This is a genomic window from Thalassococcus lentus (genome assembly GCF_028023555.1).
Lineage (GTDB): Bacteria > Pseudomonadota > Alphaproteobacteria > Rhodobacterales > Rhodobacteraceae > Thalassococcus_A > Thalassococcus_A lentus.
On the sequence record NZ_JAQIOY010000009.1, the window covers coordinates 147,885 to 158,249 of the forward strand.

At 56.8% G+C, this 10,365-nt stretch carries 11 protein-coding genes and 1 tRNA gene; 5 read left to right on the plus strand and 7 right to left on the minus strand.

Annotation, left to right across the window (positions count from 1 at the left end; all coding sequences use genetic code 11):
* The first annotated feature begins 138 nt into the window (after window positions 1–138).
* The gene (locus PFY00_RS17425) at window positions 139–849 is read left to right on the plus strand and encodes a fused DSP-PTPase phosphatase/NAD kinase-like protein (RefSeq protein WP_271433868.1); all 711 of its coding nucleotides are present in this window, start codon (window positions 139–141) and stop codon (window positions 847–849) included.
* Window positions 850–917: 68 nt separating this feature from the next.
* Complete coding sequence (locus PFY00_RS17430) at window positions 918–2,585, plus strand: ABC transporter ATP-binding protein (protein WP_271433888.1); 1,668 nt, start codon at window positions 918–920, stop codon at window positions 2,583–2,585.
* Between the two features lie 6 nt (window positions 2,586–2,591).
* Here PFY00_RS17430 and PFY00_RS17435 read toward each other — a convergent pair whose 3' ends face one another.
* Entirely contained in the window at window positions 2,592–3,272 is a 681-nt protein-coding gene (locus PFY00_RS17435) for a TIGR04283 family arsenosugar biosynthesis glycosyltransferase (RefSeq protein WP_271433869.1), read from the minus strand.
* 63 nt (window positions 3,273–3,335) lie between these two features.
* Between PFY00_RS17435 and ygfZ the strand changes: the two genes are divergently transcribed.
* A complete protein-coding gene (ygfZ, locus tag PFY00_RS17440) occupies window positions 3,336–4,073 on the plus strand; it encodes a CAF17-like 4Fe-4S cluster assembly/insertion protein YgfZ (protein WP_271433870.1) in 738 nt (245 codons plus the stop codon).
* On the opposite strand, the gene PFY00_RS17445 is transcribed toward ygfZ, so the two are convergent.
* Together PFY00_RS17445 and efp are read right to left on the minus strand one after the other, a co-directional pair.
* Window positions 4,026–4,544, minus strand: a complete 519-nt coding sequence (locus PFY00_RS17445; protein WP_271433871.1) for a GNAT family N-acetyltransferase — start codon at window positions 4,542–4,544, stop codon at window positions 4,026–4,028. The two genes, ygfZ and PFY00_RS17445, sit on opposite strands and share 48 nt — an antisense overlap.
* A gap of 85 nt (window positions 4,545–4,629) precedes the next feature.
* Entirely contained in the window at window positions 4,630–5,193 is a 564-nt protein-coding gene (efp, locus tag PFY00_RS17450; RefSeq protein ID WP_271433872.1) for an elongation factor P, read from the minus strand.
* 218 nt (window positions 5,194–5,411) lie between these two features.
* On the opposite strand from efp, the gene PFY00_RS17455 reads away from it, so the two are divergent.
* Window positions 5,412–5,735 carry a DUF6280 family protein gene (locus PFY00_RS17455; RefSeq protein WP_271433873.1) on the plus strand — a complete coding sequence of 108 codons (324 nt, stop codon included), beginning with the start codon at window positions 5,412–5,414 and terminating at the stop codon, window positions 5,733–5,735.
* 59 nt (window positions 5,736–5,794) lie between these two features.
* Here PFY00_RS17455 and PFY00_RS17460 read toward each other — a convergent pair whose 3' ends face one another.
* The 4 genes from PFY00_RS17460 to PFY00_RS17475 all read right to left on the minus strand — a co-directional run bounded on the left by PFY00_RS17460 (window position 5,795) and on the right by PFY00_RS17475 (window position 9,800).
* Window positions 5,795–6,364, minus strand: a complete 570-nt coding sequence (locus PFY00_RS17460) for a cobalamin biosynthesis protein CobQ (RefSeq protein ID WP_271433874.1) — start codon at window positions 6,362–6,364, stop codon at window positions 5,795–5,797.
* 13 nt (window positions 6,365–6,377) lie between these two features.
* The gene (locus PFY00_RS17465; protein WP_271433875.1) at window positions 6,378–7,577 is read right to left on the minus strand and encodes a midas domain-containing protein; all 1,200 of its coding nucleotides are present in this window, start codon (window positions 7,575–7,577) and stop codon (window positions 6,378–6,380) included.
* Between the two features lie 73 nt (window positions 7,578–7,650).
* On the minus strand, window positions 7,651–9,051 hold the full coding sequence (locus tag PFY00_RS17470) for a TolC family outer membrane protein (protein WP_271433876.1): 1,401 nt from the start codon (window positions 9,049–9,051) through the stop codon (window positions 7,651–7,653).
* Between the two features lie 95 nt (window positions 9,052–9,146).
* The gene (locus PFY00_RS17475) at window positions 9,147–9,800 is read right to left on the minus strand and encodes a protein-L-isoaspartate O-methyltransferase family protein (RefSeq protein WP_271433877.1); all 654 of its coding nucleotides are present in this window, start codon (window positions 9,798–9,800) and stop codon (window positions 9,147–9,149) included.
* Window positions 9,801–9,996: 196 nt separating this feature from the next.
* On the opposite strand from PFY00_RS17475, the gene PFY00_RS17480 reads away from it, so the two are divergent.
* Window positions 9,997–10,070, plus strand: a tRNA-Cys gene (locus PFY00_RS17480).
* Window positions 10,071–10,365 lie beyond the last annotated feature (295 nt).

A 10,365-nucleotide genomic window follows, 5' to 3' on the forward strand; every position in this document is an offset into this window, starting at 1 on the left:
GTCTGACGCCCAACCTAGCTATGCGGAACGCGCCGTCAATCGGCGTATTGCAGCTGGCGCCGCGCTTGCCAGCAGGCGGCTCAGCCTCTAAACCCCGCCTGATGGCTGCGAACACAGTCAAACCGATAGGATATTGGAATGCTGGCCAAACTCTGGAGCCGGGTTGAACAGGCTGAACGCCGCTTTCGGCGGTCCTGGGGCAAGGATATCACCTCCCCGTCCGGTCGCCGTTGGGCCCGACTGCACTATCACCTGTTTGACCATGCATTTCTGCGCGTTCTGTGGACGAATTTCTGGCCCGTAGCACCCGGTGTCTGGCGGTCCAACCAGCCGACGCATGCGCGGTTCGAAAAATATGCGCAAATGGGCATCAAAACCGTCGTGAACCTGCGCGGCGAAGACAAGCACGCGCACTACCTCTTCGAAAAAGAAAGTTGCGAAGCGCTCGGGCTGACCTTGGTCAATGCCAAGCTGTGGGCCCGCGAAGCAGCGCCGCGCAGCCGTATCGTCGATGTGATCGAAGCGATCAGAGCCGCAGAACGCCCATTGATGTTCCATTGCAAGTCCGGTGCGGATCGGGCCGGATTCGTTGCCGCCATGTACCAGTTGGTTTTTGACGGACAGCCAGTAGAAGTCGCCCGCAAACAACTTGGCCTGAAGTACATCCATCTCGACTTTACCAAAACCGGTGTTCAGGACTATGTGCTGGACGTCTACGAGGCACGACTGACACAAGGCGATATTGGTTTTGAGCAATGGATCAGAACCGAATACAAAGCCAAGCATCTTCAATACGGCTGGGACAATAGCCGCCCGGCACTTGAGACAGCCAAGGTCATGATCCAGTGACAGAGCCATCCTCAAAAGGTTTACTGCGCTGGCTTTGGCGCGGGTACCTCAAACGCTATGCCGGGCTCATGGCGATTGCCATGCTCTTCATGGCGATTGAGGGATCCATGTTCGGCATGCTCAGCTACATGATGAAACCCATGTTTGACGACGTGTTCGTCGGGGGAAACCGGGACGCATTGGTGTGGGTCGGATTGATCGTCATGGGCATTTTCGTGACGCGGGCCTTTGCCAGCGTCATTCAAAAAGTCATCCTCACCCGTGTCTCGCAACTGACAATGGGCGATCTGCGACAGGATATGCTGGCCCACCTGATGCGGTTGGACACCAGTTTCCACCAGCACTACGGACCCGGCTATCTGATCCAACGCGTCGAAGGCGACGTAAACTCGATCGCCAAGGTCTGGAGCACTTTGATCACCGGCGCAGGACGGGATGTCATTGCCCTGATATCACTGTTCGGCGTGGCGCTTTCCATCGATTGGCGCTGGACGCTGGTGGCGCTTCTGGGCGCGCCACTGCTGATTGGTCCGACGGTGTTTCTGCAACGTTTTGTCCGGGGCAATGCCCGCACGGTGCGTGATGTTGCAGCCCGCCTGTCCACGCGTCTGAACGAGATTTTCCACGGCATCACCGCTGTCAAACTGAACACACTCGAAAATTACCAATCCGAAAAATACGGGGATCTGACGCGCCAGCGCGTGCGTCTTGAAACACGGTCGGCAGCCGGTCAGGCATCTTTGCCGGGGCTGATCGACGTTATGTCAGGCATCGGCTTTGTCGGAGTGCTGTTCTATGGCGGCAGTGAAATCCTCGACGGCGAAAAAACCGTTGGCGACTTCATGGCCTTCTTTACGGCCATCGGCCTTGCCTTTGAACCGTTGCGCCGTTTGGGCGCGGTCAGCGGTGTCTGGCAGGTTGCAGCGGCAAGCATCGAACGCATCAAGGAAGTTCTGGAAACACGCCCGGCCCTCAGGGACCCGTCAGACCCAATGCCAGCACCGAACGGCGTTCCCGAAATCATTCTGGACAATGTTGAATTGTCCTACGGCAATGCACCTGTGCTCAATGGTCTGAGCTTTCGGGCGGAAGCTGGCAAAACCACCGCTCTGGTCGGCGCGTCCGGTGCGGGCAAGACAACCGTTTTCAACTTGCTTACCCGTTTGGTGGACCCCGCAAGTGGCGTGATCGAGGTCGGATCGATCCCGGTTAATCTGATGCGCATCGAAGATTTGCGGCAGATGATTTCCGTCGTCAGCCAAGAAGCGTTGCTGTTCGACGAAACGCTTTTGGAAAACATTGTTCTGGGGCGTGAAGTTGAGACGCAGGATTTGCACAGTGCCTTGCAGGCCGCCCATGTTTCCGACTTCGTGCCAAGACTGGAGCAAGGTCTTGATAGCCCGGTCGGGCCCAGAGGGTCCAACCTTTCAGGCGGTCAGCGTCAGCGCGTTGCCATTGCGCGCGCGATCCTGCGCGACACACCCATCCTGCTGCTGGACGAAGCCACAAGCGCGCTGGATGCCAAATCTGAAACCATTGTGCAGGAAGCGCTCGAACGCCTATCGAAAGGGCGCACAACGCTGGTCATCGCCCACCGGCTGTCCACTGTCCGCAATGCAGACAAGATCGTGGTAATGGATGCAGGCCGCGTGGTTGATGAAGGCACCCATGATGAGCTTATCGCCCGTGAGGGACCATACAAGGCGCTCTACGCGTTGCAGTTCAACGACGAATAGCCGAACTCAGGACTTGCGGTACGCCACGGCCAGTCGCTCTGGATTGGTTCCGGCAAGATAGCGCAGCAACGTGGTTAGGTTTTTGCTACCTCTGCGGATCCAGCCCTGTTTTTGGTATTTCTCGGCGGACGTGATCGCCGTTGCATCAAGGGCCCTCAACCGAGGTCGCAAACTGCGCGCCAACGCCACGTCTTCCATCAAAGGGATGTCCGGAATACCGCCAACATCCTGCAGGATTACGCGGGGCAACAAGAGCCCCTGATCACCATAAGGCAAACCAAACAGGCGCGATCGCATATTGGCCCAACCCGCGACTGTTCGTGCGGCGAAACCAGGCGCATCAAAGGCCAGCCGGAAATGATAGGCGTCGGGTGCCATCAGGGCCGCTTTCACTGGCTTGGTCCAACCACTATCCAGAACCGTGTCAGCGTGCAGCAGCAAAACCCAATCGCCCTGCGACGCAGAGACGCCCCGGCGCAGCTGCCCACCACGCGATGCCGCACCTGTCACGACCTCGGCCCCGGCGCTGGCCGCGATGCTCAGGGTTTCGTCAGATGAGCCGCCGTCAGACAGGATCAACTCACGGATCAGGCCTTCTGCGAGACCTTCACCCAAGGCGCCCAAACAGGCCGGTAGACGATCTGCTGCATTCAGAGTCGGAATGATAACGGAAATTGGTGCTCGCATGGGTCTGGTTGGTCTCCCTGCCCCGGTCTATATGAGAAACAACCAGCGTTGGGGAAACCAAAAATGCACGACGAACGACAAGTCATCCGTGTGGGTGGGGCAGACGCCCGCGACTTTCTGCAGGGTCTCATCAGCAATGACGTAAACAAGCTGGCAGAGGGGCTGGTCTACACGGCGATGCTTACGCCACAAGGCAAACTGATCGCTGACTTCTTTTTGGTGCCCAGCGGCGAAAACATCCTGATCGACGTGCACGCCGATTTGGCGGCGGGGCTGCTGCAAAGGCTGACCATGTACAAACTGCGATCCGCCGTTGATCTGGAAATGACGGATCGCCAAGTCACACGCGGTCTGGGTGAACCCCCGTCAGGCGCGTTTGAAGACCCCCGCCATCCCAGCCTTGGCTGGCGCGGCTACGATGATCAGCCAGGACAAGATGTAGACTGGGACGCAATCCGGGTCGCAGCCTGCGTGCCGCAATCCGGGATCGAACTGGGACCAGACACTTTCATCCTCGAAGCCGGGTTTGAACGGCTCAATGGAGTCGATTTTCGCAAAGGCTGTTACGTCGGACAGGAGGTGACAGCCCGGATGAAACACAAGACCGAACTGCGCAAGGGTCTGGCAACTGTCACAGTGGACGGCAGCGCCGACGTCGGCACCGAGATCACCGCAAACGACAAGGCGGTGGGCACGCTCTACACGCAGTCAGGCGGACAGGGGATCGCCTACCTGCGGTTTGACCGGGCGCAATCAGAAATGATGGCCGATGGCGCATTGCTGCGCTTGAACAATACCTGATTGCTCGAGAACCAGCGTTTTGTGATGCACCAGAACAGCAGGTGATGCGCCAGCCGAGCGATACAGCTGCTCGGCCTGTTGATTGAAGGCATGATGGCTGACAGCCCAGGTGCAATAACCATTGCACGTCATCCAGTCTTCCAAATGCTCGATAAGTGCGCGCGCCAATCCACGCCCGCGCACGCTGGGCGCCACATAGAGATGATCAATAAAGATATGGTCAGCCTTTTGATGCAACGGGCCTAAAGGGCGGTTTTGCGGAATAACCAATGCATAACAAACCAACCCCCAACCTGCGCAATGTCCAAACATGAACGCGCCCCGGCCCGACAGATCTTCCAGTATTTGGAGATATTCATGATCCTGCCCATGCGCGTGAAAGACATGTGGCAATCGCTCGGCATGGTAGGTGTGGAGCCCCCGAAACAAGCGTAAAACCTGTCGCGGCATCGCATCGACAATCTCAAACATAAAAAAGCCTCCTGGCTGAATGCCGGAGGCTTTCTGAGATCGATTTCCCCCGGCGAATGCACGGGGGAAGGTTCGGCCGCGCGGGTTATGCGCGTTCCGAATATTCCATGGTTTCGGTGTTCACGACGATCATCTCATCCTGCGCAACAAAAGGCGGCACAGAGACACGCACACCGTTGTCCAGAACAGCAGGCTTAAAGCTGTTTGCAGCGGTCTGACCTTTGACAACCGGCTCAGTCTCAACGACCTGGCAAGTCACCTTTTGTGGTAGCGTCGCGTTCAGCGCTTCTGCGTCGTAGAATTCGACGACGATGGTCATGCCGTCCTGCAGGAATGGGCGACGATCGCCCAGAATCTCCGCGGCAAGCTGCACCTGATCGTAGGTTTCGGTGTCCATAAAAATCAGCTGGCCAGAGTCTTCATACAGAAACTGCATGTCTTTCTGTTCCAGCCGAACACGTTCGACTTTGTCAGCGGAACGAAAGCGTTCGTTCAGCTTTGAGCCATTGCGCAAGTTGCGCAGTTCGACCTGAGCAAAGGCACCGCCCTTGCCGGGCTTTACGTGATCGACCTTTACAGCCGCCCACAGTCCGTCGTTGTGCTCAAGCACGTTCCCGGGGCGGATCTCGTTTCCGTTGATTTTAGGCATGTGTCAAAACCATGGCAAAAGGTTGATGATTTGTTGTCAGTTCCTATATCTGCCCAGTGTACCCCTGACAAGACAACGAAATATCGTGCTGCATTTGCAGAAAGATATTCGCTATGCGCATGGGTGCTATGCAATTTGAGGGTATCCGAATCGTTCTGAATCGGTCATAACCCGCGTCACGCCTAAAAAGACAAGAGCCAAAAAACAAAGGTCAAATCATGAAAGATTTCGTTGACGGCACCGCCTTTAATTCAGAGCAGGGCAACCGCTCCCGCAAGCTTTTTGCGGCTGTTGTGCTGGCCGCTTTGGATGATGCGATCGCCGACGACAAGAAATACGGCAACGGACCCGAGCAGATTGCTCGTTGGGCCCGCTCTCGTGATGGCCGTGAAGTTCTGAGCTGCGCCGGGATTGACCCGAACGAACGCGTAGTCAAAGGACTCATGGAATTCGTTGCCAAAGGTGTTCGTACCTCTGTCGCGCTGTCGCGCGAAGAAAGCGAGCGCCGCAATGCTGCTGCTCAGCAGGCCGAAGCTGCCTAAGGCTAAGCAAACGGTTACAACCAATTGAGAACGCGCCAGTCTGGCGCGTTTTTTTTATTCTAAAAGAACCACAACCACTGGCGCACGACCCAGATTTCCGCGGCCAGCAGCACGACAACCAATATGCGCATGGGCCATGTGGAAAAGCGCCGAAGCATGCCCACCGCCAAAACAGTCACCAAAGCGGCTTCTATTGGTGCGACCCATCGGGCGTGATGTTGGCTATCCCAATAGCTGATCGGGCTTTCGTAGACCCAATTAGTCAAAGGCCAGAAATGCGGGCGTCCATCATCATGATGCAGCGGAAAGTCTAGCAGCAGATGCAGCAACGCAGCGCCTGCAAGAGCCATCAAGCCCGCTGACTTTTTCCATAGTCCAACTGCGAACAATGCCCCCCAAATGACAAACGAATTGTCGATGGCAAAGACCGTTTGCCAAGTGGTCGAGAAATAAAGCGTACCAAATACATGCCCGGGTGGCATGCCAAACAGGAACAGAGCTGCTCCGGCCAAAACGTAAAGAGACAAATCTGGCAACAAGGCGCCCAATAGGGCCAGCCCGGTTACGCGGCGGTCACCAGGCCGGGCAAATGCAGCAGCGCCAACAATCAAATGCGCAGGCGTGTTCACCCTAGCCTACCAATCAATCGTATTCCTGGCTCATCAAGACGCGGTGGATTTCACGGCGTACCAGTTTGCGGACATTGCGGGTGATACGTTCGCCCAAGGCACCCTGCAATTCATGGCGCACAATTTCAGACACCATATCGCGCAGCATGTCTTCGTCGATCATACCTGCGTCTTCGCTGAACCATGTGGGCGGTGCATCCACAGGCGCGGGTCCAGACACCGGCTGATCATTTATGACGGCAGGTTCCTCTTGTTGAGCCGCGTCATCATCCGACTGTTCGTGGTCCTGCCATTCCAGCGTTTCGACGGGCCGATGGACAAATGCAGCCTGGGCAGCGCTTACTCCGTCGGCATCGTAGTCTTCGTCTTTCTGGGCAACCATTTGTTCCAAGGCCGCAATCTTGGTCTCCAAAGACTGACTCTGTGGTTCATGATTGGCAGGCTCATGATCAGGTTCGGGCATTTCACCGACCGTATCGTCTGCATTTGCTTGCGGCTCATCCTCGACAACTGCTTCAGCCACCGCTTGGGCTTCAGGTTCGGCTTCTACTTCCGCTTCTGCGACAGTCTCGGCTTCTGCATCGATCACAGCAGCTTCGACAATCTCATCGACCGGAACATCCTGATCCGGTGCAAAGGCCTCGTCTTCCAGAAGGAACGCAGGTTCAGCGTCTTTCTCCTCCAGAACACGCGAAATCTCTTCCTCAACCAACTGTGCGAGCACGCCGTTGGCTGAATCAGCCGAACCGGAATCCGCGGGCTCGGCTTGGTCGACATCCCCGGCATCATCGCTCTGCTCGTCATCGGCAGCGGTCAAATCCAGTCTGTTATCGGTGTCGCCTTGTTCATCGGAAACTTCATCGTCGAGTCGGTCGACAGAATTCAACGTCAGGATACTGGAGCGGGCCGAATCTTCTGAGTTTGTGCGCGCAACACTATCCAGCAAGGACTCGGATTCACCGTGATCGTCCGAACCTGTGTCGGGCTCAAACTTTGGCTCGGTCAGCAATACCGGCCCTGGACTTTGGTCAGCGGCTTCGGAATTGGCCTCTCGCTCTGCGGCATCTTCTTGAACACGAAGCGCAGGCGTCAGCACCAAACGGTCGAGTTTGGGCGACGCGGCCTTGGGCTTGGCGCGCGCGTCTTCTGAAACGAGTCTGCGGATTGAGGACAGTACATCCTCGATCTCAACGTTCGTAACTGGATCGGACATTGTTATTTTCCACTCTCACCTCAGGCAGCATTCTACCCTCCGGGAGAGATTCTCACAACAGATGCTGAAAAAACTAATCTTTTCCAATCGCACGCAAGACACGGTCCAATTCACGACCCTGTTTTGACAGCTTTGCAGGCGCATCTTTTACCAGATTATAGTACTCGGCGGGATCATACCGCGGCACGTCGAGACCCAAATCATCGGCAGTCAACTGACCCAGCGTGAAGAGCACCGCGTACCCGGCGATCATCTCATCAACCTGCGCCGAAACGAGGCTGGCGCGTGCATCAAGCAATTCCTGTTCCGCATCCAAAACATCGAGCGTCGTACGTGCGCCCAGTTTCGCTTCTTCGCGAACCCCTCTGAAGGCCACCGTCGATGCGCGAACCTGATCTTCGAAGGCGTCTCGGCTGGCACTTGCGACCCTGAGTTGGGCGTATGCATTACCCACAGCTTGCGCAATATCGTGACGGGCCGTGTGCAAACTGCCACGAGCCGCATCGCGCTCTGCACGCGCCTGCCGAACGGCGGAATTCAACGCGCCACCCGAATAGATCGGGCCCGATGCGTTCAATCCGATCGAACCGCCGCGGTTGTAACCGCGCGCACCAATGTTTTCCGTGATCCCGTACCGGCCATCCAATGTGACGGTCGGAGAAACCGCCGCCTCGGCGAGAGCAATTCCCAGTTCATTCGCAGCCACCAAACGCTGCGCACGCACCATCTCCGGATGGTTCCGCAAAGCAATCGCCTTGGCGTTTTCGACATTGGCTGGCAATCTGGGCAAGCCGCGTGGGGCAACCAATTTGCCGGGCTTTCGACCAATTGCCGCACGATATTCTTCAATCGCGATCTGCAACTGGCCTTCGGCAGCAGCCAATGCGCTGCGCGCAGCCGAAAGCCGCGCGTCCGCCAGAGACACGTCAGTCCGTGTCACTTCACCGACCTCGAAACGGTCCCGCGCGGCGCGCAATTCCTGCCTGATGACCCGCACGTTGTTCTGGCGCAGAGCGACGGTTTCAATCGCGCGGCGCATTTCCATGAACGCCTGAACGGCGCGGAACATTACCTGCTGTTCCGCCGACACCAGACCGGCGCGTGTCGCCAAGACAGCTTCTTTGGCTACATCGATCCCCAGCCTGTTGCGGCCGCCATCAAACAGGGTGATTTGCGCCAGAACATTGATGCTGGCCGTGGTTGACGCCGATCCAGCCGCCGAAAACTGGCTCGTTGTTACAGGAATGCCCCCGACGAAGGTCGTCGATGGGCGGAACGCACCAGTGACACCAAATGTCCGTGTCACATCGCCAGCCCAGGACACAACCGGACGAAGAGCCGCGATCGCTTGGGCCACATCCTCATCAGCGGCCCTCAGAGTTGCACGGTTTTGCTCCAGCAACCCGCTGTGGCGATAGGCTGATGTCAAGGCATCCGCCAATGTTTCAGCCTGCGCTTGAGCCGATACCGCCATAAGGGTCAAAGCCACAGAAACAGCTTTTGCAAATCTTCTACCTGCCTGCACCAATACTACAGCCTCCTGAGCTTGCCCCTATGCCCGATTACATGTCAGAGCGCGAATTCATGTGACTTTTCAAATCCATCCAAAACCGGCGCGCCTGCGTTGAACGCATAGCGCCAGGTCACGACACCATCGGACTTGTGCCCAGTCCGAACCGTGCCCAACGCGTCATCCATAAAGATGCAGACCATACGACCACCATCCTTGAGCTGCGCAATCAGCGACTCGGGCACCTGTTCAACGCCCCCTTCGATGATGATCGCGTCATAAGGGCCATGCTCTGGCGCACCTTCCACCAGGCTCGCCTCGTGCAAAATCACGTTGTCTGCGTGATGTTCGGCAAGCGCCGCCTGCGCTTCGGATACCCGGGCAGGATCGTCTTCGACGGCGACCACGGCTTCGGCAATCCGAGCGATGATGGCCGAGGAATACCCAAGGCCAGCACCGACATCGAGGACAAGGTCGCTGTTGGAAAGATTCAATGCATCCAACATCTTGGCAAATCCACGCGGGTCCAGAACTACGCGATTGCCACCCAGCGGAACGCTGTCACTGGCATAGGCGGCTTCAATGCGATCCCGCGGCACAAACGCTTCGCGCGGCACGTTCAGCATGGCATCAATGATTGGAAACTCGGTCACGTCAGAAGGGCGCACTTGCGTGTCGACCATCATACGTCGGCGGGTGGCGAAGTCAGTCATGTACTAAACTCATCCGTTCAGAATTGTAGGTTTCGTTGTGCCACACAACAGCCCAGTGAGCAATGACGCCAATCGTCAAATTATTGCTCAATCTTGCGTCATTTCGCACCGAAAGCCCTCAAGTTAATGACAGCCCTAAGACGGCAGATAGCTGCTTGACGACCCGGCAGATAGGTCCTAAGCAGCAGTTCACTTCGGCGAGTTGGCGGAGTGGTGACGCAGCGGATTGCAAATCCGTGTACACCGGTTCGATTCCGGTACTCGCCTCCAAATACTTTCAATGTCTTTGCGGAAATGAACAACACCCGGTTGGGTGTTTAGACTTATTTTGCGCTCAGGAATTGTTGGACGCATTGACGATCAGCGATGTCGAACGATGAGTGGCATTCGCGTTCCAGCATGACCCGAGATGAGAGGACGAAACAGACTGCCCGCTCGGTACAATCTGACCCAGCCCCCTGATCCGGGCCGTTCAGGTGTAGAATCCGTTCCTGTTTCTTTCTGTTGATATGTTTGCGGTCAAGGCCTGCTGAGCGGAGCCTTTGCGGAGCTCAAGCGAGGCAGG

Bases quoted from the DNA above. Each gene is read 5' to 3' on its own strand.
- PFY00_RS17435 (WP_271433869.1), bottom strand. From the start codon at position 3,272: ATGCGAGCACCAATTTCCGTTATCATTCCGACTCTGAATGCAGCAGAT.
- ygfZ (WP_271433870.1), top strand. From the start codon at position 3,336: ATGCACGACGAACGACAAGTCATCCGTGTGGGTGGGGCAGACGCCCGC.
- PFY00_RS17445 (WP_271433871.1), bottom strand. From the start codon at position 4,544: ATGTTTGAGATTGTCGATGCGATGCCGCGACAGGTTTTACGCTTGTTT.
- efp (WP_271433872.1), bottom strand. From the start codon at position 5,193: ATGCCTAAAATCAACGGAAACGAGATCCGCCCCGGGAACGTGCTTGAG.
- PFY00_RS17465 (WP_271433875.1), bottom strand. From the start codon at position 7,577: ATGTCCGATCCAGTTACGAACGTTGAGATCGAGGATGTACTGTCCTCA.
- PFY00_RS17430 (WP_271433888.1), top strand. From the start codon at position 918: ATGGCGATTGCCATGCTCTTCATGGCGATTGAGGGATCCATGTTCGGC.
- PFY00_RS17470 (WP_271433876.1), bottom strand. From the start codon at position 9,051: ATGGCGGTATCGGCTCAAGCGCAGGCTGAAACATTGGCGGATGCCTTG.
- PFY00_RS17455 (WP_271433873.1), top strand. From the start codon at position 5,412: ATGAAAGATTTCGTTGACGGCACCGCCTTTAATTCAGAGCAGGGCAAC.
- PFY00_RS17475 (WP_271433877.1), bottom strand. From the start codon at position 9,800: ATGACTGACTTCGCCACCCGCCGACGTATGATGGTCGACACGCAAGTG.
- PFY00_RS17425 (WP_271433868.1), top strand. From the start codon at position 139: ATGCTGGCCAAACTCTGGAGCCGGGTTGAACAGGCTGAACGCCGCTTT.